24 protein-coding genes are annotated in these 26,385 nt (G+C 70.9%); 12 read left to right on the top strand and 12 right to left on the bottom strand.

Translation table 11 applies throughout. The annotated features are described in order from the left end of the window. Window positions 1-6: 6 nt before the first annotated feature. Genes ACWEVP_RS47395 through ACWEVP_RS47385 form a run of 3 tightly spaced genes read right to left on the bottom strand, consistent with a single transcriptional unit; the run spans window position 7 to window position 2,119 of the window. Window positions 7-390, bottom strand: a complete 384-nt coding sequence (locus tag ACWEVP_RS47395; protein ID WP_364260593.1) for a RidA family protein — start codon at window positions 388-390, stop codon at window positions 7-9. Continuing rightward, window positions 390-1,148 (bottom strand): IclR family transcriptional regulator, encoded by a 759-nt coding sequence (locus ACWEVP_RS47390; protein ID WP_452069187.1) that lies wholly within the window; start codon window positions 1,146-1,148, stop codon window positions 390-392. The genes ACWEVP_RS47395 and ACWEVP_RS47390 overlap by 1 nt, the downstream gene beginning before the upstream one ends. Then, window positions 1,145-2,119, bottom strand: a complete 975-nt coding sequence (locus ACWEVP_RS47385) for a sugar kinase (RefSeq protein ID WP_452069186.1) — start codon at window positions 2,117-2,119, stop codon at window positions 1,145-1,147. Before ACWEVP_RS47385 ends, ACWEVP_RS47390 begins: the two co-directional genes overlap by 4 nt. 113 nt (window positions 2,120-2,232) lie before the next feature. Here ACWEVP_RS47385 and ACWEVP_RS47380 point away from each other — a divergent pair, with 113 nt between their 5' ends. The 8 genes from ACWEVP_RS47380 to ACWEVP_RS47345 are packed head-to-tail and all read left to right on the top strand — an operon-like array spanning window position 2,233 to window position 12,157. Next, window positions 2,233-3,531 carry an amino acid deaminase gene (locus ACWEVP_RS47380; RefSeq protein ID WP_452069185.1) on the top strand — a complete coding sequence of 433 codons (1,299 nt, stop codon included), beginning with the start codon at window positions 2,233-2,235 and terminating at the stop codon, window positions 3,529-3,531. Then, window positions 3,531-5,126 carry an N-acyl-D-amino-acid deacylase family protein gene (locus tag ACWEVP_RS47375; protein WP_452069184.1) on the top strand — a complete coding sequence of 532 codons (1,596 nt, stop codon included), beginning with the start codon at window positions 3,531-3,533 and terminating at the stop codon, window positions 5,124-5,126. Before ACWEVP_RS47380 ends, ACWEVP_RS47375 begins: the two co-directional genes overlap by 1 nt. Then, window positions 5,123-6,511 carry a GntP family permease gene (locus ACWEVP_RS47370; protein WP_452069183.1) on the top strand — a complete coding sequence of 463 codons (1,389 nt, stop codon included), beginning with the start codon at window positions 5,123-5,125 and terminating at the stop codon, window positions 6,509-6,511. The genes ACWEVP_RS47375 and ACWEVP_RS47370 overlap by 4 nt, the downstream gene beginning before the upstream one ends. A gap of 43 nt (window positions 6,512-6,554) precedes the next feature. Continuing rightward, window positions 6,555-7,688 carry a lactonase family protein gene (locus ACWEVP_RS47365; RefSeq protein WP_452069182.1) on the top strand — a complete coding sequence of 378 codons (1,134 nt, stop codon included), beginning with the start codon at window positions 6,555-6,557 and terminating at the stop codon, window positions 7,686-7,688. Window positions 7,689-7,718: 30 nt separating this feature from the next. After that, window positions 7,719-9,002, top strand: coding sequence for an extracellular solute-binding protein (locus ACWEVP_RS47360; protein ID WP_452069181.1), 1,284 nt, complete (start codon window positions 7,719-7,721; stop codon window positions 9,000-9,002). Then, window positions 9,002-9,949 (top strand): carbohydrate ABC transporter permease, encoded by a 948-nt coding sequence (locus ACWEVP_RS47355; protein WP_452069180.1) that lies wholly within the window; start codon window positions 9,002-9,004, stop codon window positions 9,947-9,949. Before ACWEVP_RS47360 ends, ACWEVP_RS47355 begins: the two co-directional genes overlap by 1 nt. Then, window positions 9,946-10,788, top strand: a complete 843-nt coding sequence (locus tag ACWEVP_RS47350) for a carbohydrate ABC transporter permease (RefSeq protein ID WP_452069210.1) — start codon at window positions 9,946-9,948, stop codon at window positions 10,786-10,788. Before ACWEVP_RS47355 ends, ACWEVP_RS47350 begins: the two co-directional genes overlap by 4 nt. 1 nt (window position 10,789) lies before the next feature. Further along, window positions 10,790-12,157 (top strand): beta-N-acetylhexosaminidase, encoded by a 1,368-nt coding sequence (locus tag ACWEVP_RS47345; protein ID WP_452069179.1) that lies wholly within the window; start codon window positions 10,790-10,792, stop codon window positions 12,155-12,157. Here the strand turns inward: ACWEVP_RS47345 and ACWEVP_RS47340 are convergent, their stop codons facing one another. Further along, window positions 12,158-13,906 carry a M64 family metallopeptidase gene (locus ACWEVP_RS47340; protein WP_452069178.1) on the bottom strand — a complete coding sequence of 583 codons (1,749 nt, stop codon included), beginning with the start codon at window positions 13,904-13,906 and terminating at the stop codon, window positions 12,158-12,160. Between the two features lie 63 nt (window positions 13,907-13,969). Between ACWEVP_RS47340 and ACWEVP_RS47335 the strand changes: the two genes are divergently transcribed. Further along, window positions 13,970-14,617 (top strand): hypothetical protein, encoded by a 648-nt coding sequence (locus ACWEVP_RS47335; protein WP_452069177.1) that lies wholly within the window; start codon window positions 13,970-13,972, stop codon window positions 14,615-14,617. Between the two features lie 4 nt (window positions 14,618-14,621). Here ACWEVP_RS47335 and ACWEVP_RS47330 read toward each other — a convergent pair whose 3' ends face one another. Then, window positions 14,622-15,290 carry a response regulator gene (locus ACWEVP_RS47330; RefSeq protein ID WP_452069176.1) on the bottom strand — a complete coding sequence of 223 codons (669 nt, stop codon included), beginning with the start codon at window positions 15,288-15,290 and terminating at the stop codon, window positions 14,622-14,624. Beyond that, on the bottom strand, window positions 15,287-16,861 hold the full coding sequence (locus ACWEVP_RS47325) for a sensor histidine kinase (RefSeq protein ID WP_452069175.1): 1,575 nt from the start codon (window positions 16,859-16,861) through the stop codon (window positions 15,287-15,289). Before ACWEVP_RS47325 ends, ACWEVP_RS47330 begins: the two co-directional genes overlap by 4 nt. A gap of 147 nt (window positions 16,862-17,008) precedes the next feature. Between ACWEVP_RS47325 and ACWEVP_RS47320 the strand changes: the two genes are divergently transcribed. Continuing rightward, on the top strand, window positions 17,009-18,355 hold the full coding sequence (locus tag ACWEVP_RS47320; protein ID WP_452069174.1) for a cation:dicarboxylate symporter family transporter: 1,347 nt from the start codon (window positions 17,009-17,011) through the stop codon (window positions 18,353-18,355). Between the two features lie 98 nt (window positions 18,356-18,453). Here the strand turns inward: ACWEVP_RS47320 and ACWEVP_RS47315 are convergent, their stop codons facing one another. Continuing rightward, complete coding sequence (locus tag ACWEVP_RS47315; protein ID WP_452069173.1) at window positions 18,454-18,849, bottom strand: winged helix-turn-helix transcriptional regulator; 396 nt, start codon at window positions 18,847-18,849, stop codon at window positions 18,454-18,456. 106 nt (window positions 18,850-18,955) lie between these two features. Between ACWEVP_RS47315 and ACWEVP_RS47310 the strand changes: the two genes are divergently transcribed. Continuing rightward, window positions 18,956-20,359, top strand: a complete 1,404-nt coding sequence (locus ACWEVP_RS47310; RefSeq protein ID WP_452069172.1) for an MFS transporter — start codon at window positions 18,956-18,958, stop codon at window positions 20,357-20,359. Here ACWEVP_RS47310 and ACWEVP_RS47305 read toward each other — a convergent pair. From ACWEVP_RS47305 to ACWEVP_RS47290, 4 genes are all read right to left on the bottom strand, one after another. Continuing rightward, window positions 20,356-20,799 carry an SRPBCC family protein gene (locus tag ACWEVP_RS47305; protein ID WP_452069171.1) on the bottom strand — a complete coding sequence of 148 codons (444 nt, stop codon included), beginning with the start codon at window positions 20,797-20,799 and terminating at the stop codon, window positions 20,356-20,358. The two genes, ACWEVP_RS47310 and ACWEVP_RS47305, sit on opposite strands and share 4 nt — an antisense overlap. 1 nt (window position 20,800) lies before the next feature. Next, complete coding sequence (locus tag ACWEVP_RS47300; protein ID WP_452069170.1) at window positions 20,801-21,514, bottom strand: anti-sigma factor family protein; 714 nt, start codon at window positions 21,512-21,514, stop codon at window positions 20,801-20,803. Then, on the bottom strand, window positions 21,511-22,062 hold the full coding sequence (locus ACWEVP_RS47295; protein WP_026469270.1) for a sigma-70 family RNA polymerase sigma factor: 552 nt from the start codon (window positions 22,060-22,062) through the stop codon (window positions 21,511-21,513). Before ACWEVP_RS47295 ends, ACWEVP_RS47300 begins: the two co-directional genes overlap by 4 nt. A gap of 145 nt (window positions 22,063-22,207) precedes the next feature. After that, complete coding sequence (locus tag ACWEVP_RS47290) at window positions 22,208-22,705, bottom strand: hypothetical protein (RefSeq protein WP_452069169.1); 498 nt, start codon at window positions 22,703-22,705, stop codon at window positions 22,208-22,210. A 225-nt stretch (window positions 22,706-22,930) separates the two neighbouring features. Here ACWEVP_RS47290 and ACWEVP_RS47285 point away from each other — a divergent pair, with 225 nt between their 5' ends. Continuing rightward, window positions 22,931-23,473, top strand: a complete 543-nt coding sequence (locus tag ACWEVP_RS47285; protein WP_452069168.1) for a fibronectin type III domain-containing protein — start codon at window positions 22,931-22,933, stop codon at window positions 23,471-23,473. Between the two features lie 3 nt (window positions 23,474-23,476). Here ACWEVP_RS47285 and uvrA read toward each other — a convergent pair whose 3' ends face one another. Further along, window positions 23,477-26,338, bottom strand: coding sequence for an excinuclease ABC subunit UvrA (uvrA, locus tag ACWEVP_RS47280; protein ID WP_452069167.1), 2,862 nt, complete (start codon window positions 26,336-26,338; stop codon window positions 23,477-23,479). Window positions 26,339-26,385 lie beyond the last annotated feature (47 nt).

The raw sequence follows: 26,385 nt of genomic DNA, 5'->3' as shown, positions 1-26,385 counted from the left end.
ACCACGTCAGTCCAGCACGCAGAGCACGTCGATCTCGACGAGGAGCTCGCCCGGCAGGCCGACGTACACCGTCGTGCGGGCGGCGTGCGGCGCGTCGCCGATCAGCTCGTTGTAGACCTCGTTGAACGGCGCGAAGTGCGCGGTGTCGGTCAGGTACACGCGGACCATGATCGCGTCGGCCAGGCTCGAGCCCGCCTCCGCCAGCACGGCCTCGATGTTCTTGAACGTCTGCCGCGTCTGGCCGGCGACGTCGTCGCCGACGATCGCGCCCGTGGCCGGGTCGAACGCGACCTGGCCGGCGACCTGCAGCAGGTTCCCCTTGCGGACGGCCTGCGAGAACTTCGCCGGCGGCTTCGGCGCGTTCTCGGTGGAAACTGCCGTCTTGCTCATCAGTGCCCCTTTCCGTTCTCCGTCCATCCACTGTGGACGGAAGCTTCCGTGGTCGCGGCGCGCAGGTCCGGCACCAGCGCGAGCAGGCCTTCGTAGTCGAGCAGCACCTTCGGCACCGACATCGACGCGGCGGCCAGCACTTCGCCGTCCGCCCCGCGCACCGGCGCCGCGATGCAGTGGATGAAGTCCTCGTGCTCGGCGTTGTCGACGGCGTACCCGAGCCGCGCGACGCGGTCCAGCTCCGCCAGGAAGTCCGCCGCCGAGGTGATCGTGTTCGGCGTCAGCACCGGGTACTCGATCGACCTCGCGATCTCCTCGCGCCGCGCCTGCGGCATCGCCGCGACGAGCACCTTGCCGACCGCCGTGCAGTGCAGCGGCGCCCGTTTGCCGACGCGCGAGTACATCCGCACCGAATGGCGGCCCTCGTACTTGTCGATGTAGACGACCTCGCCGTCGTCGTAGCTGGCCAGGTGCACGGTGTGGCCGGTGCGCGCGTTGAGCGCGGCCAGCGCCGGCTGGGCGCTGCGCCGGACGTCGATCGAGTCGAGCGCCTGGTTGGCCAGGTCGAACATCGCGCTGCCCAGCCGGTAGTAGCGCGCGCCTTCGCGGCGGACGAAGTGGTGCTGCTCGAGGGTGCGCAGCAGCCGCAGCACGGTCGACTTGTGCACGCCGATCTCCTCGGCGAGGTCGTCGAGGGTGCGCGCGTCCTTGGCGATCGAGTTCAGCAGCGTCAACGCGCGGTCCAGACTCTGGCTCACGTCCGCACCAGCCCTTCTCCGGTCAGCCGGGCCGAACGCCACTCGTCCGGGTCCGCCTGGAGCAGGCTATCCACCACCGGGCGCGGCAGAGGCACCCCGACGTCGTCGTGGGTCAGCAGGGTGACAGCGGCCTGCAGGTGCCCTTGGCGCAGGCGGGCCAGCGGCTCGGCACCGCGCAGGGTGGCGGCTAGGAAGCCGGCGGCGAACGCGTCACCGGCGCCGACCGGCTCCACGACGTCGACCTTCAGCGCGGGCGCGAACAGCGGCTCGCCCTCGACGAGCGTCGCGCCGCGTTCGCCGTGCTTGACGACCAGCGTGCGCGGCCTCGGCAGCAGGGCCCGCAGCTCGGCGGGGTCCCCGGTCCCCCAGACGTGCTGGGCCTCGTCGTCACCGGTCAGGACGATGTCGGCCCGGTCGGCCAGTTCCGCGAGCAGCCGCGGGTCGCGGCCCGCCCAGAGCGCGGGCCGCAGGTTGACGTCGAACGAGATCAGCCGGTCGCCGCGAGGCATCTCCAGCAGCGCGCGCACCAGCGCGAGGCAGCTTTCGGACAGGGCCGGGGTGATCCCGGACAGGTGCAGCACGCGGACGCCGTCGAGGTCGAGGCGGTCCAGCAGCGAAGGGTCCATCGCCGAGGCCGCCGAGCCGGTCCGGTAGTAGCGCACCGGGCTGCCGCCGGCGCCGCTTTCCTTGACGTAGAGCCCGGTCGGGCGGGCCGGGTCGACGACGCACGCGCTGACGTCGACGCCGTGGGAAGCGACCTCCCGCAGCATCGCCCGGCCGAACGGGTCGTCCCCGACCGCGCTCACCCAGCCGCTGCGCACCCCCAGCGTCGGGAGGTTGCAGGCCACGTTCGACTCGGCGCCGCCGATCGTGCGCACCCACCGCTTGACCTCGTCCGGCGGGCCGGGTTCGGCGGGCACGAACAGCGCCATCGTCTCGCCGATACACAGCACCTCGGGCCCGCTCGTCACTTTCCGTCTCCCCTGTCCGTCACCCCGTTGACCTGTGGCGACCCGGATGCTACACCTATGGCACTCAAAATGCGCAACAGTCGTTGCAACATACGCAACAGAGGTCGCCGCCGATGAACGCATGCACTATGGACACCGCCGCGCTCGACGCCCTCCGCCAGGAGCGGGTCGACTGGCGCTTCCGCTCGGCCGCCCCCGCGCTCACCGGGCTCACCCTGGAAGAGGCGGCGGACCGCCGGCTGAACCTCTTCACCGACGGGTTCTTCGCGCCCTTCGTCGTCCTCGACGAAGAAGCGCTCGAACACAACCTGCGGACGATGGCCGCCTGGTGCGCCGCCCGCGGCGTCGTGCTCGCCCCGCACGGCAAGACGACCATGGCACCGCAGCTGTTCGCCCGCCAGATCGAGCACGGCGCCTGGGGCGTGACCTGCGCGAACGCCGGTCACCTCCGGATCTACCGCGCGTTCGGCGTCTCGCGGATCCTGCTGGCCAACCAGTTCCTCGACCCGGCGGGCCTGCGCTGGCTGGCCGCCGAGCTGGCGGCCGACCCGGCGTTCGAGTTCGTCTGCTGGGTCGACTCGGTCCGCGGCGTCGAGCTGATGACCGAAGCCCTCGAAGGCAGCGAACGCCCGGTGGACGTCCTGCTCGAACTCGGCGCCGACGGCGGCCGCACGGGCGTACGTGACACCGCGACCGCCTGGGCCGTCGCCGAAGCGGTGGACGCCAGCCCGGTCCTGCGGCTGCGGGGAACCGGCGGGTACGAAGGCGCGCTCTCCCACCACACCGACGAGGCCGCACTCGCCAAGATCAGCTCCTATGTGAACGGACTGCGTGACCTGGCGATCGCGTTCGCGGACAAGGGGCTGCTCGACGGGCAGGTCATCGTCACCGCGGGCGGCAGCGCGTACTTCGACCAGGTCGCCAACGAACTCACGAAACCGTGGCCGGACGGGCTCGACGTGCTGCCGGTGCTGCGCAGCGGCGCGTACGTCACCCACGACGACGGCTTCTACCGCGAAATCTCCCCGCTCGGCGACCACCCGCGCATCGACGGCGTCGAGTCGTTCCGGCCCGCCCTGCGTGCCTGGGCGCAGGTGACCTCGAAGCCGTCGGACACCCTCGCCCTGCTGACCATCGGCAAGCGCGACGCCTCCTTCGACGAGGGCATGCCCGAGCCGCAGCTGCGCCGGACCCCGAACGGCCCCGCCGAACCCCTCGAAGGCCACGTCGTGGCGAAGATGAACGACCAGCACGCGTTCCTCACGCTGCCCGCCGGCTCGCCGATCGAGGTCGGCGACTGGGTCGGGCTCGGTCTTTCGCACCCGTGCACGGTGTTCGACAAGTGGCCGCTGCTGCCGGTGACCGCGGCCGACGGCGAAACCGTCGTCGACCTCGTGCGGACGTGGTTCTGATGGACGTCGTCGTCAAGAACGCGCTGGTCGCCGACGGCACCGGCGGCCCGCTCGCCCGCCACGACGTCGGCATCGCCGGCGGGCGGATCGCGGACGTCGCCGAGCCCGGTTCGCTCACCGGCGGCCGGACCATCGACGCCGACGGCCTGGTGCTCGCGCCCGGGTTCATCGACATGCACTCGCACTCCGACCTGCAGCTGCTGGTGAACCCGGACCACCCGGCCAAGATCACGCAGGGCGTCACGACCGAGGTGCTCGGGCAGGACGGGCTGTCGTACGCGCCGGTCGACGACGCCGTCCTGGAGGCACTGCGGCAGCAGCTCGCCGGCTGGAACGACGACCCGGCCGGGTTCGACTGGAACTGGCGCTCGGTCGGCGAGTACCTGGACCGCCTCGACCAGGGCATCGCCGTGAACGCGGCGTACCTGGTGCCGCAGGGCACGGTCCGGATGCTCGCCGTCGGCTGGGACGACCGCCCGGCCACCGACGCCGAGCTGACGCGGATGAAGGAACTGGTCGCCACCGGGCTCGCCGAGGGCGCGATGGGCATGTCGTCCGGCCTGACCTACACGCCGGGGATGTACGCCGAAACGAGCGAGCTGGTCGAGCTGTGCCGGGTGGTCGGCGACGGCGGCGGGTTCTACAGCCCGCACCACCGCAGCTACGGCAAGGGCGCACTCGAGGCGTTCGCCGAGATGATCGACGTCTCCCGGCAGTCGGGCTGCCCGCTGCACCTCGCGCACGCGACGATGAACTTCTCGGTGAACAAGGGCAAGGCACCCGAGCTGCTGAAGCTCCTGGACGACGCGCTGGACGACGGCTGCGACGTCAGCCTCGACACCTACCCGTACCTGCCGGGCGCCACCTACCTCTCGGCGCTGCTGCCCAGCTGGGCCACCGAAGGCGGTCTCGACGCGACTCTCGCCCGTTTGTCCGATGTGGACGAACGCGAGCGAATCCGTGCCGAAATCGAGGAGTCCGGTTCGGACGGCGCGCACGGCGTCCCGATCGACTGGGACGCCATCGAGATCAACGGCGTCCGGAACGAACACAACGCCCACCTCGTCGGGCACAGCGTCGCCGCGTCCGCGCGCACGCAGGGCACCGAACCCGCCAAGCTGTACTTCGACACGCTGCTCGACGAGAAACTCGGCACGTCGTGCCTGATGCACGTCGGGCACGAAGAGAACGTGCAGGCGATCATGCGGCACCGCACGCACACCGGCGGCAGCGACGGCCTCCTGGTCGGCGCCCGGCCGCACCCGCGCGCATGGGGCACGTTCCCCCGCTACCTGGCCCGGTACGTCCGCGAACTGGGCGTGCTGGACCTCGCCGAATGCGTCGCCCACCTGACCGGGCGGGCCGCGCGGCGGCTGCGGCTGGCCGACCGCGGGCTCGTCCGCGCCGGCTACGCCGCCGATCTGGTGCTGTTCGACCCGGACACGGTCGCCGACACGGCCACCTTCGACGATCCCCGGCAGGCCGCCGCCGGGATCACCCACGTCTTCGTCAACGGCGTCGCCGCCCTCGACGAGGGAACCCCCACCGGCGCCCTCGCCGGCCACTCCCTGCGCAACCCCCGGAGAGCTCGATGATCCACTGGCTGCAACACACCACGGGCGGGCTGCTGACGCTCGCCGCCGTCTCGATCGCCGTCCTGCTGGTGCTGATCATCAAGCTCAAGCTGGAACCGTTCATCGCCCTGATCGTCGTCGGCCTGCTGACGGCGCTGGCCGCGGGCCTGCCCGTCGGGACGATCGTCGGCTCGGCGCAGAAAGCGTCGGATTCGTTGCTGGAGAAGGGCTTCGGCAGCATCCTCGGGCACATCACGGCGATCATCGGGCTCGGCACGATCCTCGGGTCGATCCTGGAACGCTCGGGTGGCGCGAAGGTGCTCACCGGCGCGCTGCTACGGGCGTTCGGCGAGAAGCGGGCGCCGCTGGCCATGGGCGTCGCGGGGTTCATCTTCGGCATCCCGGTGTTCTTCGACATCGGCATCTTCGTGCTCGCGCCGCTCGTCTACGTCGCCGCGCGGCAGGGCGGGAAGTCGCTGGTGCTGTACGCGATGCCGCTCCTCGCGGGCCTGTCGATCACGCACGCGTTCCTGCCGCCGCACCCCGGTCCGGTGGCCGCCGCCGGGCTGCTGCACGTCGAGCTCGGCTGGATCATCCTGATGGGTCTCGCCTGCGGTATCCCCGCGTTCCTCGTCGGCGGCGTCGTCTACTCGACCTGGATCGGCAAGCGCATCGACGTCGCCGTGCCCGAGGACATGGTCTTCGCCGAAGAAGAGGGCGAGAAGGAGGAGAACCCGCCGTCGCTGGGCCTGGTCGCCGCGATCATCGCGGTGCCGCTGGTGCTGATCCTGGCCGGCACGTTCGGCAGCATCTGGCTGCCGAAGGGCTCCGCGCTCGCCGGGGTCGCCGCGTTCATCGGCACGCCCGCGGTCGCGCTGACCGTCGCCGTGTTGCTCGCGTCCTGGCTGCTCGGGCTGCGGCGCGGGTTCACCGGCAAGGACCTCAACGAGCTGGCCGCGAAGTCGCTGCGGCCGGTCGCGATGATCCTGCTGGTCGTCGGCGCGGGCGCGTTCTTCGGCGCGGTGCTCTCGGCCACCGGCATCGGCAAGGCCGTCGCCGACTCGCTGCACGACGCCGGGCTGCCGGTGCTGCTGGCGGCGTACGTGATCAGCTGCGGCATGCGGATCGCGCAGGGTTCGGCGACCGTCGCCATCGTGACCACGAGCGGGATCATCGCGCCGACCGTGGCCCAGCTCGGCTATTCGCAGATCCAGCTGGCGCTGCTCGTGATGGCGATTTCCGCCGGCTCGATCATCGCCTCGCACGTCAACGACGGCGGGTTCTGGATCGTTTCGCGGTACTTCAACCTGACGGTGCCGCAGACGCTGAAGTCCTGGACGGCGCTGGAAACCGTGCTTTCCCTTTCCGGATTCGGGGTTTCGGCATTGCTCATGGCCGTGGTCTAGACCATACTGGGGTGAGCCGCCGACCCGAACCCGTTGGGAGACAATGACGATGACCGGACTTTCCCGTCGTACGTTCCTCGGCGCCGCCGCGGGCGCGGGCGCCGCCACCGTTCTCGGTGCGCCGCTCGCGTCCGCGGCCACCACCGCGAAAGGCTGCATCGCCGGAGGGACCGTGTACATCGGCAGCTACACCAGCGGGGCCAACGGTCACGGCCTCGACGTCACGACCCGGTCGGGCGCGACGCTGAACCCGGTGCGCACGGTGCCCGGCATCACCGACACCTCGTGGTTCGACCGCGGCGCCGACGGCAAAACCCTGTACGTCACCAACGAAGGCGACCCGAACGGGTACGTCTCGGCGCTCAACGTCGCCGACGCGACGAAGCCGAAGCTGCTCAACAAGGTTTCCTCGAAGGGCGGCGCGCCGACGCACCTGAGCGTGCACTCGAGCCAGAAGTACGTGCTGGCCGCGAACTACAGCTCGGGCAGCGTCGTCGTGCTGCCGATCCTGGCCGGCGGCAAGCTCGGCGCGGCCACGGATCTCGTGACGCACCAGGCCGATTCCGGACAGGCGCACGCCCACCAGGTCGTCAACGACCCGACCGGCCGCTGGGTGCTGTCGGTCGACCTCGGCGCCGACTCGGTGTACGTCTACTCGCTCGACGTCGCGACCGGGAAGCTTTCGCTGCACCAGCAGCTGAAGCTGCCCGCCGGCGCCGGGCCCCGTCACCTCGCGTTCGACAGGACCGGGACGTTCGCCTACGTCCTTCAGGAGCTGCGGCCGGAGGTGACGGTCGCGAGCTGGGACGCGGCCACCGGCACGCTGAAAGCGCTGTCGGTCGTCCCGGCCGTGCCGCCGGGCAGCACGGGTGACCTTTACCCGGGCGAGATCATCCTGTCGAAGGACGGGAAGTTAGCCTACGCCACGGTTCGCGGCCCCAACACCCTGGCCACGTTCGCCGTCACCGGGGAGTCGCTGAAGCTGGTGTCCACTGTGTCCAGTGGCGGCAACTGGCCGCGGCACGTGACCCTCGACCCCGGCGAGAACTGGTTCTACGTCTCGAACCAGCGGTCCGGCACCGTCACCTGGCTGCCGCGCGACCCGGCCACCGGCCTGCCCGGCGCGGTCGCCGGCAGCCTCGCGGTCGGCAGCGTCAACTCGGTCTACTTCGCCTGACGCCGTTCAGGAACCCACTGGAGGATCGTCATGAGACTGCGCCGCACCCTGCCCGTCGTCGCCGGGCTGGCCCTGCTCGCCGGCTGCGCGCCCACCCAGTCCGCGCCCGCCGGCGCCGGCGGGGACGACAAGACCGGCACCGTCCGCGTCTGGCTGTTCGACGAGGCCAACCGCGCACCGAAGGAAGCCGCGGTCAAGGACGCCATCACCGAATTCAAGGCCGCGCACCAAGGCGTCGAGGTCGACGTCCAGTGGGTGCCGGTCGAGGGCCGCGCCGACAAGTTCTCCGGCGCCTTCAACGACCCGAACAACGCGCCCGACGTCGCCGAGTTCGGCAACACCGACGTCTCCAGCTACGCCGCCACCGGCGCGCTGGCCGACCTGACCGGCGACCTCGCGTCGTGGAGCGAGGGCAAGGATCTCATCCCGACTGTGCTGGACACGGCGAAGTCCGGCGGCAAGACCTACGGCCTGCCCTGGTACACCGGCATCCGCGCGCTCTACTACCGCACCGACGTCTTCACCGAGCTCGGCCTCAAGCCGCCCACGACGCTCACCGAACTGACCGACACCGCCCGCAGGATCCGCGCCGCCAAGCCGGACCTCTACGGCATTTCCGTCGGCGGCAAGTACACCTACGCGATGCTGCCCTTCCTCTGGGCCAACGGCGGTGAACTCGCGACCGACAACGGCGGCAAGTGGAAGTCGGCCGTCACCGAGGACAAGGCCAAGGCGGGCGTGACGCAGTACGCTAGCCTGCTCAAGGACGACATCTGCCCGCCCGCGCAGTGCGCGAACCTGACCGGCACGCAGAGCGTCACGGCGTTCGCCGGTGGCAAGGCCGGGATGACGATCGGCGGCGACTTCAACCGCAAGGCCGTCGAGCAGGGCGCGGTGAAGGGCAAGTACGCCGTGGTCCCGATCCCGGGCACGACGGCTGGCAGCATCGCCCCCGCGTTCGCCGGCGGCAACCTCCTGGGTGTGTTCAACGCTTCCAAGCACCGCAGCCTCGCGCTGGAGTTCGTCGAGCTGCTCGGCGGCGCGAAGTACCAGGAGAAGATGTACACCGCGATGGGGAACCTGCCGACGCTGAGCAGCGTGCAGCAGAAGCTCGCGGCGAACGACCCGTTCCTGAAGCCGTTCGTCGACACGCTCAAGGCGGGCACGAAGTTCGTCCCGGCGACGCCGGCGTGGTCGAAGATCGACAGCCAGAACGTCCTGCCGACGGCCGTCCAGCAGATCGCCACCGGCGGCAAGGACCCGGCGGCGGCGCTGACCGACGCGGCCGCGGCGATGGACAAGGCCTTCGGGTAGTGGTGACCGTCCAGGAAGCCCCTTCCGTCACGGCGCCCGCGCGGCGGCCGCGGCGGAAGGGGGACGGCCGGGCCGCCGGGCTCTACCTCGCCCCGGCGGGCATCCTGCTCGCGGCGCTGCTGGCCTACCCGATCTACCAGCTGGTCCTGATCTCGTTCTACGACTACGGCCAGCCGCAGGCCGCGGGCAACGCGCCGCTGGTGTTCCTCGGTTTCGCCAATTACGCCGACCTGTTGTCCCAGGCGGAGTTCTGGACGGTGCTCGGCAAGACGGTCGGGTTCGCCGCGGCCTGCGTCGTCGGCTCCCTCGTCGTCGGCACCGGGCTCGCGGTGCTGGCTTCGCGCGTGCGCTCGCTCCCCCGGACGCTGCTGTTCCTGGCCGCGCTCGGCGCGTGGTCGACGCCGGCGATCGCGGGCTCCTACGTCTGGCTGTTCCTCTTCGACACCGACTTCGGCCTGGTCAACGAGGTGCTGTCGGGGATCGGGCTGCCGTTCGAGCACCACTCGTGGACCTTCGGCACGCTCGGCGCGTTCGGGCTCGTCGCCGCCGAGGTGATCTGGTGCTCGTTCCCGTTCGTGCTGGTCACGATGTACGCCGGGATCAAGGGCGTCCCGGACGAGGTCCTGGAGGCCGCGTCGCTCGACGGCGCGTCGGCCTGGCGGACGACGTGGTCGATCGTGCTGCCGATGGTGCGGCCGCTGCTGATGATCGCGACCGTCCAGTCGATCATCTGGGACTTCAAGGTGTTCACCCAGATCTACGTGATGACCAACGGCGGCGGCGTCGCCGGGCGCAACCTGGTCCTGAACGTCTATGCGTACCAACAGGCTTTCGCCGGGCAGGAGTACGGCCTCGGCTCGGCGATCGGAGTCGTCATGACGCTGTTGCTGCTGTCGATCACCGGGCTGTACGTCCGGTCGCAGCGCCGGAGCGCGGCGTGGCTGTGAAACGTCCCGGCCGGCTCATCGCCGAAGTCGTCACCGTGGTCATCGCCGGGATCGTCGCGTTCCCGCTGTACTGGATGCTGCTCTCGGCGTTCAAATCGCCGGGTGAGATCCAGTCGGCGAACCCGAAGCCGTGGACGGTCAGCCCGTCGCTCGACAGCTTCGAGCGCGTGCTCACGGTGTCCGGCTTCGGGCGGTTCTTCGTGAACAGCCTGCTGGTGGCGCTGGTCGTGGTGGTGCTGTCGCTGTTGCTGTCGTTCCTTTCGGCGGTCGCGCTGACGCGGTTCTCCTTCAAGGGAAGGACCGTGCTGCTGGTGATGATCCTGGTGGCGCAGATGGTTCCGGTGGAGGCGCTGACCATCCCGCTGTTCTTCCTGATGCGCTCACTCGGCGGCGCGGTGCCGGCGCTGGGCCTCAACGAGCTGGGCTCGCTGGTGCTGGTGCACCTGGCGTTCAGCCTGCCGTTCGCGATCTGGATGCTGCGCGGGTTCGTCGCCGCGGTGCCGGTGGAACTGGAAGAAGCGGCGAAGCTCGACGGCGCGTCGCGGATGCGGTTCACGTGGCAGATCCTGTTCCCGCTGGTGGCGCCCGGGCTCGTGGCGGTGAGCGTGCTCGCGTTCATCCACGCCTGGAACGACTTCCTCTTCGCCAAGACGTTCATCATCTCCAAGACCGAGAACCAGACGCTGCCGCAGGCGATCCTGGTGTTCTTCAAGCCGGAGGACACCGACTGGGGCGCGGTGATGGCGTCCTCGACGCTGATGACGATCCCGGTGCTCGTGTTCTTCGTCCTCGTGCAACGACGGCTGGTGTCCGGGATGGCCGGCGCCGTGAAGGGCTGACATGGCTTTCGACACCTTGCTCCCCCGCCCGGTTTCCGTGACCCCCGGCGAGGGTTCGTGCCCGTGGCCGTCCCCTGTGGACGTTCGATCCGCGGCGCTGCCGGCCGAGGGGTACCGGCTGGAGATCTCGCCCTCGGGCGTGGTGCTGTACTGCGGTGACCTCGCCGGGGAGGTTTACGGCCGGCAGACCCTGCGGCAGCTGGCCGGGCCGTCGGCCTTCCGCGCGGTCGCCCTCGAGGAGCTTTCCGTCCCGTGCGGCGTGGTCGAGGACCACCCGCGGTTCGGCTGGCGCGGGTGCCTGCTCGACGTCGCCCGCCACTACCGGACGAAGGCCGAGGTGCTGCGGTTCGTCGACCTGCTCGCGGCGCACAAGCTCAACGTGCTCAACCTGCACCTGACCGACGACCAGGGCTGGCGCTTCGAGGTACCCGAGTACCCCAGGCTGACGTCGGTGGGCGGCTGGCGGCCGTCGTCGATGGTGGGCAGCGGGGGCGAGCAGGACGGCCGTCCGCACGGCGGCTTCTACACCGGGGACGACCTGCGCGAGATCGTGGCGTATGCGGCTTCCCGGGCCGTGACGGTGGTCCCGGAGATCGACATCCCCGGGCACGCCCGCGCGGCGCTGGCCGCCTACCCGGCACTCGGGACTTCGGAGTCCTACGAGATCTGGACTTCCTGGGGCATCAGCACGTCATTGCTCGCGCCCACCGAGTCCACTTCGGACTTCTTCCGCACGGTGTTCGACCACCTGCTGGAGATCTTCCCGTCGAAGGTGATCGCCCTGGGCGGCGACGAGACCCCGGGGGCGACCGACGAGCACCGCGCGTTCGTCCGGCGGCTGGCCGAGCACCTGATCGCGCGCGGCCGGACGCCGATGGGCTGGGACGAGGTCCTCGACATTCCCGGCCTGCCCCCGATGGTGATCGGCTCGTGGCAGAACGAGGAGGCGGGCGTGCGGGCGGCGTCGGCCGGCCACGACGTGGTGATGTGCCCGGAGCAGCACGTGTACCTGGACCACCGCCAGTCCGCGCACCCCGACGAGCCGATCCCGGTCGGCTGGGTGCACACCCTGGAGGACGTGTACGGCTACGAGCCGGCGTTGACCGGCCCGCGGCTGCGCGGCGTGCAGGCCCAGGTGTGGAGCGAGCACCTGGACGACGTCCGGCGGGTGGACTACATGGCCTTCCCGCGGTTGTCGGCCTTCGCGGAGGTGGCTTGGAGCACCGGTTCCCGTGACCACGCGGAGTTCCTGCCGCGGTTGCGGGACCACCACCTGCCCCGGCTGGACGCGCTCGGCGTCGAGTACCGGCCGCTCGACGGCCCGCACCCCTGGCAGACCCGGCCGGGCGTGCCGGGCCGGCCACGCTGATCAGGGCAGCAGCGTCACCACGATCGACCGCGTCGGGCCCACGTTGCCCGCCGCGTCGATCGAGCGGTACTCGATGCGGTGGCGGCCGTACCCCGGTTTCCGGTCGCTGAACGGCGACACCGTCAACCCGCCGGAACCGAGGTTGCCGTACGCCAAACCGTCGATCTCCGTGCCGCGCGGGGTGAACAGATACGGTGCGTTCGGGTCCGTCGGCCAGCCGTAGTACTTGTGCCAGCCGTCGCCGTCCACGCGGAACTCCGGCATTCCGTCCGACGCCGTCAGCTTCATCGTGAACGACCCGTGGAACACCGAGTCCGGCGGCAGCGAGACCGTCGTCGCCGGGCCGTCCGCGTCCACCGTCCAGGTCAGCGTCGTCCCGCCGGTCGTCGCCGTCAGCGTGTGCTGCCCGCGCGACTCCTTCAGGGCGAAGTCGGGCCCGCTTCCGGCTGGCCGGCCGTCCAGGGCCCAGCGGACCGGCGGGATCGCGCCCGCCGGCTCCCCCGTCTCGACGTACACGACGTCGTGGCCGCCCACCGGCGCGGCGGTCGGGGTCGACGCGACGACCGCCGGACCGCCGGCCGGTGGCGTGACCACCGACGTGTCCACGGTCCACGTGCGAGCCGCCGTCGGCCGGACGGCCGGGTCCCGGACGAACGGCGTCGGGTCGGTCACCGTCGCCGTCAACGTGTGCTTGCCCGGCTTCACGTGGGCCTGCCGCAGGTCGAGTGCGTCGGAGCCGCGCAGCGGACGGCCGTCGAGCGTCCAGGTCACGTCGAGGCGGTGGTCCACCGGGTGCATCGTCCGCACCCACACGACGCGGTCGGCACCGATCGTCCCGGCCGGCGTGCCGCCGCCGATGAGCGGCACCTTCGCCGAGATCCGCTGCGTCATCCGCTCGCGGCCGACCTGGTCGAAGGAGTAGCCGAGCGTCTTCATCATCGAGTGCGCGCTGGGCCGCCAGACGCCGGTCTGGGTGTAGAGCCCGCCTTCGAACCGGCCGATCGGGCCGCCGGACTCGCTGGGCTCGCCCAGCCAGCGCCACCACTTGGCGTGCTGGTCGCGCATCTGCTGTTCGGTCAGCAGGGTGTGGTGGATCGAGTCCGGCTCACCGCCCTCGTACGCGCCACCCGGCACGTTGCGGGCGTAGTAGTCGTACTCGTCGTCGAGGCCGCCGAGCGAGTGGCCCAGTTCGTGCGGGGAGATCAGCGCGGACAGCGCGTTCCCGCCGGACGCCGTCGCGTACGTCCCGCCCGCGCCGCCGTACGTGCCGCTGTTGGCCAGAGCGAGGATCTGGCGGTTGGCCCGGGTCGTGCCGGGGACGAGGTCGGCGTACCGCTGGGCGGCGCCGTCGTCCACGGTCAGCAGGCGCTGCACGCTCTGCGGGTTGCAGCCACCCCAGAAACCCATGTCCAGCGGGGTGTCCCGCTTCGGCGCGTCGAGCGACGGGTCACAGTCCACACCGGACTCGGGCGAGGCGATCGACACGGCGTAGACGTTGAAGTAGGCGCGGTAGGACTTGAACGGCTCGAGCGACCAGAGGGTGCTGACGTGCCGCTGGACGTCGGCGAAGAACTTCGGCTGTTCGGCCGCGGTGTAGCCGTCCCCGAGGACGACGAGGTTGAACCGCTGCGCGGCCGGCCCGGTCACCTGGACGTCGGTGACGGACGCGGCGGGTTCGGCGGCTTGTGCGGGGGTGGCGAGTCCGAGAGTCAGGACAACGGCGGTGACCAATCCGGCCCACTTCGACATGGTCCCGGTCTACCGCACCGGAAAAGCCGCCGGAACCGCCGGAAGTCGGGCTATCCTCGCGCAATGGGGAACCGAGGGGGAATCCCGGCCACGGCCGGTCTGCTTGTTCTGCTGACCGCGTGTTCGACGCCGGCACCGGTCGCACCGGCCGCGACGACGACTTCGGCGGTCTCGGCCACGAAGCCGGTTCCGTCGTCCGACGCGCCGGCGCTGGGCAACGGGCCTGGCTCCCAGCCGCCGACCACGCCGCAGCCACCGCCGCCGCGGTCGCCGGACAAGGTCACCTCGGCGTGCCCGTTCCTGGGCGTGACCGAGATCAGCGCGACGATGGGCGCCGCGCTCGACGCGTGGGCCGAGGAGGCGAAAGCGGACAGCGGGTGGCGGGTCCCGGTCTACCGCTGCGACTACCTCTCCCGCGTGGGCGGCAGGCAGGTGCACCAGCTGTACGTCGCCGCGGTTCCGGGCACCGGACGGCTCGAGGCCACGCTCGGGGAGTTCGCCCCCGACTGCGGCAAGCCGGTGGAACTGATCGCCGTCTCCGCCGGAACAGCGCGCTCGTGCCGGTCCACGAACCCGGACAAGGAAGGCGACACGATGGTGCTGGTCGCGAAGAAGAGCCATGGCCAGACCCGGCTGGCCGAGCTCGATCTCCGTCCCCAGCGGGACGCCGTGTACGCGAAGCTCGCCCAGCTCCTGAGCGACCGGCTATAAGTCGTTATACGCGAGTGAGCCGGTACCAGACCTCGGGTCGTCCCACCTGTCCGTAGTGCGGTTCCCGGTGGGCCATCCCGTTGTCCGCCAAGTACTCCAGGTACCGGCGGGCCGTCACCCGCGACGCACCGATCGCCGAAGCCGCCGCGCCCGCGGAAAGCCCTTCCGCGGCGCCGGACAGCGCGTCCCTGATCGCCTCCAGGGTCTGGACGCTCATCCCCTTCGGCAGCGGCGGCTGTTCGGTCGTGCGCAACGCGCCCAGCGCCCGGTCGATCTCGGCCTGGCCGGTCACTTCGCCGGACGCGTCGCGGAATTCCGCGTAGCGCTCCAGCTTTTCGCGCAGGGTCGCGAACGTGAACGGCTTCAGCAGGTACTGCACCACCCCCACCGACACCGCGGCCTTCACCAGGCCGAGGTCGCGCGCCGACGTCACCGCGATGACGTCGATCGGCAGCCCCGCCGCGCGCAGCGACCGGCACACCGCCAGGCCGTGCGTGTCGGGCAGGTAGAAGTCCAGCAGCACCAGGTCGACCGGTTCGCGTTCGCAGAACCGCAGCGCCTCGCCGCCGGAGTGGACGACGCCGGCGACCGTGAAGCCCGGGAGCCGTTCGACGTAGACGCGGTGCGCCTCGGCGGCCACCGGCTCGTCCTCCACCACCAGCACCCGGATCACCGGCTCGCCTCCTGTCTCGGCAGCCGCACGGTGAACACCGCGCCGCCGTCGCGGCCGACGTCGACCGTGCCGCCGTAGCGGCGGACCGCCTGGCCGACCAGGGCCAGGCCGAGCCCGTGCCCGTCTTCGGCCTTCGTCGACCAGCCGCGGCGGAAGACGTCGGCGTCCTCGGGGACGCCCGGCCCGCTGTCGGCGACGCGCAGCAGCAGCCCGTCTTCGTCCGTCCGGGCGGTGACGACGACCGCCGGCTTGCCGCCGCCGCGCACGGCCGCGTCCAGGCCGTTGTCGATCAGGTTGCCGAGGATCGTCACCAGGTCGCGGGCCTCGATGCCGAGCGAGACGTCGTCGATCACCGTGTCCGGGGTGACGGTCAGCTCGACCCCGCGTTCGCTCGCCTCCGCCGCCTTGCCGAGCAGCAGCGCCGCGAGCACCGGCTCGGCGACGGCGCCGACGACGCGGTCGGTCAGCTCCTGGGCGAGCGCGAGCTCGGCGGTCGCGAACTCGACGGCCTGCTCGGGTTTGCCGATCTCCACCAGGGAAACGACCGTGTGCAGCCGGTTCGCGGCCTCGTGCGCCTGCGACCGCAGCGCCTCCGCGAGACCGCGGGCGGTGGTCAGCTCCCCGGTCAGCGTCTGCAGTTCGGTGTGGTCGCGCAGGACGACGACGGTGCCCTGCGAACGCCCGCCCGAGCGAACGACGGTCGTGCTGACCAGCAGCACGCGGGCGTCGGTCAGGTGCAGTTCCTCGGCCCGATTCTCCGACGACGTGAAAGCGCTCGCCAGCTCGGCGGGCAGGCCGAGCGACGCCAGCTCACGCCCGACCGGGTCGGCGTCGAGGCCGAGGAGGGCACGGGCGCCGTCGTTGCACAGGCCGATGCGCCCGTCCCGGCCGACGAGCAGCACGCCTTCGCGGACCGAGTGCAGCACGGCTTCGTGGTACTCGAAGAGGTTGCTCAGCTCGTCGGGGGCGATCCCGCGGGTCTGGCGCCGCAGCCGGGCGCTGATCAGCCAGCCGCCCAGCGCCCCCACCACCAGCACCGCCCCCGCGACGCCGAACAGCGGCCACAGGCGTTCGCGCAGCTCGGCCGAGATCGCGGCCACGGTGATCCCGACGGCGACCAGCGCGACCACCCGGTGCCCCGGGCCGAACACCGGGACGACCGTGCGCACCGACGGGCCGAGCGAGCCGGTGTAGGTCTCGGTGTAGGGCTGCCCCTGCTGCGCCTGCGTGATGGTCCCGATGTAGTGCTGGCCGATCAGCGCCGGGTTCGGGTGGGTGTAGCGGATCCCGGCCGGGCTCATGATCGTGATGAAGTCGACGCCGGTGTCGGCCTGCACCCGCACCGCGTATGGCTGCAGCGTGGCGCTCGGGTCCGGCGCGGCGGCCGCGCTGACGACGGTCGGGGCGTCCGCCACCGCCGAGGCCACCGCGCGGACTTGGTCGCGCGCGTTTTCGTTCACCGCGCGGGACGCGTCGAGGTAGGCGAACGTGATCCCGGCGCCGGCCAGCACGCAGAGCACCGCCAGCTGCAGCACGAGCAGCTGACGGGCGAGGCTCCAGCGGGACCGCATCGTCGGGGGCACCTCCTCATACCAGCACACGCGCTCCAGGAGTCCGAAGGGGACGGTGCGCGAACTCAATGAACACAAGTGAGCCGGATCACCCGTTGGCGCCTACAGTGTGCCGCAACCTGGAACACCCCTGAGCTGGAGGCAACGGTGCCGACCCCACCGACGACCGAGGAGACCCCGCGCAAGCGGGACAAGACCCACTACCTGTACCTGGCCGTGATCGTCGCGGTCCTGCTCGGGATCCTGGTGGGCTTCCTCTTCCCCGGCTTCGCCAAGGGCCTCAAGCCCCTCGGCGACGGCTTCGTCAACCTGATCAAGATGATGATCTCCCCCATCATCTTCTGCACCATCGTCATCGGTGTCGGCTCGGTCGCGAAAGCGGCCAAGGTCGGCAAGGTCGGTGTGATGGCGCTGGTCTACTTCATCGTCATGTCGACGTTCGCGCTCGCGATCGGCCTCGTCGTCGGCAACATCCTGCACCCGGGCACCGGGCTGCACCTGAACCCGGCCGACGTGAAGAGCGTCCAGAAGTCCGCCACCGGGTCCGAAGGACCGGTCGACTTCCTGCTCCACATCATCCCGAAGACGTTCGTGTCCGCCTTCACCGAAGGCCAGGTCCTGCAGACGCTGCTGGTCGCCCTGCTCGTCGGGTTCGCGCTGCAGAAGCTGGGCCCGAAGGGCGCGCCGATCCTGCGCGGCGTCGAGCACATCCAGCGGCTGGTCTTCCGCGTCCTGGCGATGATCATGTGGGCCGCCCCGATCGGCGCGTTCGGCGCCATCGCCGCGGTGGTCGGCGCGACCGGCTGGGCGGCGCTGAAGAGCCTCGCGGTCATCATGATCGGGTTCTACGTGACCTGCCTGGTGTTCGTGTTCGTGATCCTCGGGCTGGTGCTGTGGCTCGGTGCCCGCGTCAACATCTGGCACCTGCTGCGCTACCTCGGCCGCGAGTTCCTGCTGATCCTGTCGACGTCGTCGTCGGAGTCGGCGCTGCCGCGGCTGATCGCGAAGATGGAGCACCTGGGCGTCGACAAGTCGGTCGTCGGCATCACGGTGCCGACCGGGTACTCGTTCAACCTCGACGGCACCGCGATCTACCTGACGATGGCGACGCTGTTCATCGCCGCAGCGCAGGACGAGCCGCTGTCGATCGGCGCGCAGATCGGCCTGCTGGTCTTCATGATCATCGCGTCGAAGGGCGCGGCGGGCGTCAGCGGCTCGGGCATCGCGACCCTGGCCAGCGGCCTGCAGTCGCACCGCCCCGAACTGGTCAACGGCGTCGGCTTCATCCTCGGCATCGACCGGTTCATGTCGGAGGCCCGCGCACTGACGAACTTCGCCGGCAACGCCGTCGCGACCGTCCTCATCGGAAACTGGACGAAGGAGTTCGACCGCGAACAGGCGCAGCGCGTGTTCGCCGGGCAGGCCCCCTTCGACGAAGCCACGATGGTCGACGAGGACCGGCAACCGGACCCCGGCGACGACGCGGCGAAGTAGCGCCCACCACGTTCGTGCTCACTGCCCCCGCTGAGCACGAGCCACGACGGGCCGTTGCGCGAGTTCCCCGACTTCGCGCAGCGGCCCGTTTCCACGTTTCAGCCGGCGGCGTCGTAGGCGACGCGCGCCGCGGCGATGTCGTCGCGGTGCTGCTCGGCCCACCCGAGCAGGCCGTTCAGCGACTGGTACAGCTCCTTGGCCATCGCCGTGGCCTCGTACTCCACCCGCGGCGGGACCGTCGGGTAGATCGTGCGCTGGAGCAGGCCGTCCCGTTCGAGGTTGCGCAGCGTCAGGGTCAGCATCCGGCGGCTGATCCCGTTGACCGCGCGTTCCAGCTCCGTGAACCGCACCGGGCCCCGGATGGCCTCCAGCAGGATGCCGATCGCCCACTTCCCGCTGATCCGGTTGATGACCTCGAGCACCGTGCAGACGTCGAGTTTCTCCGGGTCGATCTCCGTGACCTGGTCGGGTACACCGATGTTCCCCTGGGACATGGAAGTGCCTCCTTACGCGCGCACCCATGGTCACACATGATGGGCACTGTTACAAGAAGTGCCCTGGCAACGACCAGGGGGAACGTTCGACTGGAGGGGGCCTCACATGGCCGAGAACCACCCCGCCCGCGCTCGCGGCCTCGCGCTGGCGGTGCTGTGCGCCGCGTCGCTGATGGTCGTGCTGGACAGCAGCATCGTCGCGGTCGCGCTGCCCGCCATCCAGGCCGACCTCGGGTTCACGCCCGCCGGCCTCGCCTGGGTCGTCACCGCGTACCTGGTCGCGTTCGGCGGCCTGCTGCTGATCTCCGGCCGCCTGGGCGACCTGCTCGGCCGCCGCCGCGTCTTCCTCGGCGGGCTCGGCCTGTTCACCTTCGCTTCGCTGGTCGCCGGGCTCGCCGACGACGCCGGGGTGCTGGTCGTCTCACGATTCGTCCAGGGCGTCGGGGGCGCGCTCGCCTCGGCCGTCGTGCTCGGCATGATCGTCACGATGTACCCCGAGCCGCGAGCCCGGGCCCGCGCGATCGGCCTCTACAGCTTCACCCAGGCCGCGGGCGCGTCGATCGGCCTCATCGCGGGCGGCGCGCTGACCCAGGCGCTGAACTGGCACTGGACCTTCTACGTCAACCTGCCGATCGGCGTGGCCGCGCTGGTGCTGGCGGTCCGGGTCGTCACGCCGGACCGCGGCACCGGCCTTCGGGCGGGCTTGGACGTCCTCGGCGCGATCCTGGTCACCGCGGCCGTGATGCTTGGTGTGTACGCGATTTCGTCGGCGGTGTGGCCGGTGCTGGCCGCGGCGATCGGCTTGCTGGCGGCGTTCGGGGTGCGGCAGGCGAAGGCGCGCACGCCACTGCTGCCGCTACGGCTGTTCCGGATCCGCGCGGTCACCGGCGCGAACCTGGTGATGGTGCTGATGGTCGCCGGGATGCTGGGCTTCCAGTTCGTGACGGCGCTGTACCTGCAGCAGGTCCTTGGCCTCGACGCGCTGCGCACCGGCGTCGCGTTCCTGCCGGTGCCGCTGGTGATCGCGGTGGCGTCCCTGGGCTTCGCGGACCGGCTGTCGGCGCGGTTCGGGCCGCGGACGGTGCTGCTGTCCGGCCTGGGCCTGGTGATCGTGGGCCTGCTGCTGCTGACGCAGGTCGGCGACGGCTACTTCACCGGCGTGCTGCCGCCGCTGTTGCTGATGGGCCTCGGCGCGGGCGCGGCGATCCCGGCGCTGATGGGGCTGGCGATGTCGGACGTCCCGGCCGGCGACGCGGGGGTGGCCTCCGGCCTGATCAACACGACCCAGCAGGTGGGGGCGGCGATCGGCACGGCGGTGCTGGCTTCGGTGGCGGCGTCCCGCACGGCGGGTCTGTCCGGAGTGGACCACCGCGAGGCCTTGGCGGCCGGGTTCCGGCTGGCGTACGGGGTGAGCGCGGGCTTCCTGGTGGCGGCGGTGGCGCTGGGCGGGCTGGTGCTGGCCCGCCGGACTCGCCGGGCCGCGGTATCCGAGGTGTGCGTGGCCGGCTAGGCCAGGTAGGCCGAAAGGCCGCGGTGGCCCCGCCGCATCATCAGCGCGTGGTTCGCGCGGAAGATGGGCCGGGCCACCGCGTCGAGCCGCCGCAGCAGCTCCTTGCGAGCCTGGACGTCCTGGGTGATCTGCAGGAGCGTGCCCGCGCCCGCCGCGCGGACCGCTCCCGCCAGCACCCCGTCCAGGTCGCCGCTCAACCGGACCCGCAGCAGGCCCGCCCGCTCGTCCTGGTGGTCCCGGTGCATCCGGACGACCAGGCGGAACGGGAGCCGCGACCGGCAGATCAGCTCGGCGGTGTCGTCGTCCACCCGGCGCACCGCGCGGACGTCCGACCACCACCGCGGGTAGCCGGCGAGGTCGGTGACCGCGCCGAACACCCGCTCGGGCGCGGTACCGGGCAGCAGCCACGTGCTGCTGAACCGGTAGCGCGCGCCCGTCACGTCACACCTGGGCCGAGACCAGCTTCCGGCCGTCCACCGTGACGATGTCGACCGACTTCACGTCGTCCGGCGCCACCAGAGCGGAACCGTCGAGCGAGAAGCCCGAACTCTCCCACTTCTCGGACACCTTCCAGCTGCCGGCGGTGACCGCCTGGCCTTCCTTCGTGACGACCTGCAGCAGGCACTGTTCCCCGGCCTTGACGCCCTTCACCGCGACGTTGACCCGGACCCAACCCTGGAACGGGCTCACCGACGCGGCCAGCTGCACCCCGGTCGTCGGATCCCGGCCTTCGACGCTCTTCGTGCCGGGGACGTCGGTCGGGGGCGCGGGGATCGCGAGTGGCTCGCTCCCCCCGCCCGTCTGCCTGCCCACCAGGATCCCGCCGCCGAGCGCGGCCACCACGAGCACCGCGGCGGCGACGAGCGCGAGGCCCCGGCGTCCGCCCGAACGAACCGGCGCCGCCTGTTCTTCGTCGCGCACCCGCCGCAGGGTCTTCTGCAGCAGCAGGTCCCCGCCTTCGGGCGGCCCGTCGAGGAACGCCTCGGGCGGTACCTCGTCGAGCGACTCGCGCAACGCCACGAGCTCGTTCAGGTCGAACCGGCACTGCGCGCAGGTCTGCAGGTGCCGCCGCTCGAAGTCGGCCGCCTCCCCGGGATCGAGCGCGCCGAGGGCGTACGCGCCGAGCTGCGTGTGACTCTCGTCGACCGAGTTCATCGCGCCACCTCCGTTCCGCTCGAAATCATCGCTGCTCTCAGTGCTCTCAGTGCGTAGTACGACCTTGATTTCACGGTACCCGGTGCGACGCCCAGTGTTCTCGCCGCTTCGGCCACCGTCCGTCCCCGGTAGTAGATCTCCACCAGGACCTCTCGATGCTCGTTCGACAGGCCGTCCATCGCGCCGAGCACCGTCATCGAGTCGACCACGCCCTGGGCGTGATCGCGCTCGACGGCCGGCGTCGGCACGCCTTCGGCCGGTTCGGCCACCTCCTGTGGCCGCGCCGCCCGGGCCCGGGCCCGGTCGGTGACCAGGTTGCGCGCGACGGTCAGCAACCAGCCGCGCACCGAGCCCTTCCCGTCGTTCTGCAGATCGTCCGCGTGCTTCCACGCTCGGACCAGCGTCTCCTGGACCACGTCCTCGGCCGCCGCCCGATCACCGGTCAGCCTCGTCGCGTAGGCCAGCAGGCTCCGGCCGTGTTCGGCGTACAGCTGCCGAATCAAGTCCTCGCCCTTGGCCTTCTTAGGCCGCCTGCCTCCTATGGCCACCCTCGTCCTCCCGACGGTGTTCTGAGTCGGCGAGGACAGTACTGCAACCCGCAGGGCCACCGGCGGTGCGTGCGTCGAGCGCAGCGCGACCATGGTGTTCATCGGCTGCCCGTCCTTCCTCGTTCTGCCCGGAATCCGTCGGTGCTCAGTAGCCGGAGCCACCGGCCGCGGGACCGCCCGCGGTGATCTTGCTGCCGTCCGGCGCGATCGCGAACCAGGTGCCGTTGGCGCCCTGGCCGTTCGCCACGCCCGGCGCCTTGTCGCCCGAGAACTCGTACAGCGCCCAGCCGTTGAGCGTGAGCTGCTTGCTGCCGTCCTTGCGGGTCAGGGTGCCGACCTGGGTCTCCTGGATCCCCTGGAGCATCGGCGGGGCCTCTCCCGCCAGCACCGGAGGCCAGGCCGTCGCGCATTCGCCGTCGCAGTTGGACGTCGGCGGCTGCGAGAGGTCCTTGTCGAAGCGGTAGAGCGTCTTGCCGTCGGCGTCGGTGACCACCGCGCCGACCCCGGCGACCGAGCCGGAAGCCAGCATCTTGTGCCCGGGCTGGCCGTGCGCGGGTCCCTGCCCGCCGGCGGCCATGTCGCTGCAGGCCGACAACGCGGCCACCCCGGCGGCGCCGATGACGGCCATCCGGATACGGTTCATGACGTTTCTCTCCTCGGTGAGGGCGGCACCGCCGTCCGGCGGACCTCGACACCTGGGAACACGGACGGTTGCGGAAAACGGTTCAGCGGGGTTTCACGCGCCTTCGGTGCCGGTTCGCCACCGGATTGGTGTGTGCCGGTGATCGGCACGATCTTGTCGCCGTGCGGGCGGGTTCCTAAACTGATCACGTTCGCCCCGCCGCCCCCGCTCGTCCCGGGAGCCGCCGTGTCCGCGAAACCCCTCGTCCTGGTCGCGCTGCTGGCCGCGGGCTGTTCGGCTGCCGCGCCGCCGCCCTCGTTCACCGCTTCGCTGACGTCACCGACCGACGTGGTGCTGACGTGGCCGGACGACGGGTCCGGCCACCGCGTCGAGTACGCGAACGACCCGGCCGGGCCGTGGACGACGCTGCGGTTCCTGCCCGCCCACACGACGAGCTACCACCACCCGGACCTGATCCCGGAGACGCCGTTCTACTACCGGGAGCAGCCGTTCGGCGGTCCGCTCTCGACGGACCTGAAAACGCGGGTGACGGGCGGCACGGCGTGGTTCACGTGGACCGACCGCACGCCGGACGAGGCCGGCTTCCTGCTGGAGATCCGGCGTCCGGGCGCGCCGGAGTTCGACCCGGTCCTGGTGACCGGGCCGGACACCGGGGAGTGCTCGCTCTCGCTGCTGCCCGGCGAAGAGGGCTCGGCCTACCGGCTCCGCACGCTGTACTACGGCCCGCTCTCCCCGGTGGTCCGGCAGACCACCGGGAAGGAGCGGTAGCCGTCACTCGCCCGCGAGGACCGTCCGCAGGAACTGGCCGGTGTAGCTCTCCTCGACTTCGGCCAGGTGCTCCGGCGTGCCCTCGGCCACGACCGTGCCGCCGCCCGAGCCGCCTTCGGGACCCATGTCGATGATCCAGTCGGAGGTCTTGATCACGTCGAGGTTGTGCTCGATCACGATCACCGTGTTGCCCTTGTCGACCAGGCCGTTGATCACGCCGATCAGCTTGCTGATGTCCTCGAAGTGCAGCCCGGTCGTCGGCTCGTCGAGGATGTACACCGTCTTGCCGGTCGAGCGCTTCTGCAGCTCGCTGGCCAGCTTGACGCGCTGCGCCTCACCACCGGACAGCGTCGGCGCGGGCTGGCCGAGGCGGACGTAGCCGAGGCCGACGTCCACCAGCGTCTGCAGGTGGCGGTGGATGGCCTTGATCGGCTCGAAGAACTCCGCGGCCTCCTCGATGGGCATGTCGAGCACGTCCGAGACGGTCTTGCCCTTGTAGTGCACCTCGAGGGTCTCCCGGTTGTACCGGGCGCCCTTGCAGACCTCGCACGGGACGTAGACGTCCGGCAGGAAGTTCATCTCGATCTTGATCGTGCCGTCGCCGGCGCACGCCTCGCAGCGGCCGCCCTTGACGTTGAACGAGAACCGGCCCTGCTGGTAGCCGCGGACCTTCGCCTCGGTGGTCGCGGCGAACAGCTTGCGGACGTGGTCCCAGACACCGGTGTAGGTGGCCGGGTTGGACCGCGGGGTCCGGCCGATCGGCGACTGGTCGACGCGCACCAGCTTGTCGACGTTGCCCAGGCCGTTCACGCGGGTGTGCCGGCCCGGCACCTGGCGGGCGCCGTTGAGCTTGTTGGCCAGCACCGTCGCGAGGATGTCGTTGACCAGCGTCGACTTGCCCGAGCCGGAGACGCCGGTGACCGAAACGAGGCAGCCGAGCGGGAACGAGACGTCCAGCCCGCGCAGGTTGTGCTCGCGCGCGCCGACGACGGTCAGCTGCCGCTTCTTGTCGATCGGCCGCCGGATCGCCGGGATGTCGATCTTCCGCCGGCCGGACAGGTACTGCCCGGTCAGCGAGTCCTTGCTCTTGAGCAGCTTCTTGTACGGTCCACTGTGGACGATGTGGCCGCCGTGCTCCCCCGCGCCCGGGCCGATGTCGACCACCCAGTCGCTGGACCGGATGGTGTCTTCGTCGTGCTCGACGACGATCAGCGTGTTGCCGAGGTTCCGCAGCCGGGTCAGCGTCTCGATCAGCCGGTGGTTGTCGCGCTGGTGCAGGCCGATCGACGGCTCGTCCAGGACGTACAGCACGCCGACGAGGCCCGAGCCGATCTGGGTCGCGAGCCGGATGCGCTGCGCTTCACCACCCGAAAGAGTGGCCGACGCGCGGTCGAGCGAAAGGTACGTCAGGCCGACGTCGAGCAGGAACCGCAGGCGGGCCTGGATCTCCTTCAGGACCGCGCCGGCGATCATCGCCTCGCGCTGGCCCAGCTCCAGCTCGTCGAGGAACTGCGAGGCCTCCGCGATGGAGAGCGCGCAGACCTCGGCGATGGACATGTCGCCGCGGGTCTTGTGGGCCAGCGTCACCGCGAGGATCTCCGGCTTGAGCCGGGTGCCCTGGCAGGCCGGGCACGGCACCTCGCGCATGTAGCCCTCGTACCGCTCGCGCATGTACTCGGACTCGGTCTGCTCCTGGCGCCGCTCGAGGAACGGGATGACGCCCTCGAAGGCCGCGTAGTACGAGCGCTGGCGGCCGTAGCGGTTCTTGTAGCGGACGTGGACCTGCTCGTCGACGCCGTGCAGCACCGCCTTCTGGGCGCGCGCCGGCAGCCGCCGCCACGGCGTGTCCATCCGGAAGCCGATGGTCTCCGACAGCGACTCGAGCAGGCGGATGAAGTAGTCCGCGCTCTGCCCGCCCGACCACGGCGCGATCGCGCCCTCGGCCAGGGACAGCTCGTCGTCCGGCACCACCAGCTCCGGGTCGACCTCCTTGCGGATGCCGATGCCGGTGCACTCGGGGCAGGCGCCGTAGGGCGAGTTGAAGGAGAACGAGCGCGGCTCGAGGTCCTCGATGGCCAGCGGGTGGCCGTTGGGGCAGGCCAGGTTCTCGGAGAAGCCGCGGATGCGGTGCGGGTCACCCTCCGGCAGGTCGACGAACTCCAGCTCGATCAGCCCGTCGGCCAGGCGCAGCGCCGTCTCGACCGAGTCGGTGAGCCGCTGGCGCGACGCCGCCTTCACGGTCAGGCGGTCGATGACCACGCCGATCTGGTGCTTTTCCTGCTTCTTCAGCTTCGGCGGGTCGGTGAGCGCGTGGACCGTGCCGTCGACGACCACGCGCGCGTAACCCTGCTGCTGCAGGTTCTCGAACAGGTCGACGTACTCGCCCTTGCGCCCGCGGACGACGGGTGCGAGCACCTGGAACCGGGTGCCCTCCTCCATGGCGAGCACCTGGTCGACGATCTGCTGCGGGGTCTGCTTGCTGATCGGCTCGCCGCACTTGGGGCAGTGCGCCTTGCCGGCGCGGGCGTAGAGCAGGCGCAGGTAGTCGTAGACCTCGGTGATCGTGCCCACGGTGGAGCGCGGGTTGCGCGAGGTGGACTTCTGGTCGATCGACACCGCGGGCGAGAGGCCCTCGATGAAGTCGACGTCCGGCTTGTCCATCTGCCCGAGGAACTGCCGGGCGTACGCCGAGAGCGACTCGACGTAGCGCCGCTGCCCTTCGGCGAAGATGGTGTCGAAGGCGAGGCTCGACTTCCCGGACCCGGACAGGCCGGTGAACACGATCAGGCTGTCGCGGGGCAGGTCGAGATCCACGCCGCGGAGGTTGTGCTCGCGGGCACCGCGAACAACGAGGCGATCAGCCACGCCAGGGTCCTCTCAATGTCATTCTCAGCTGCGGTCGCCGACCCGGT

The sequence above is a fragment of the Amycolatopsis sp. NPDC003865 genome (genome assembly GCF_053605345.1).
This window is presented reverse-complemented; position numbering and strand designations above follow the sequence as displayed.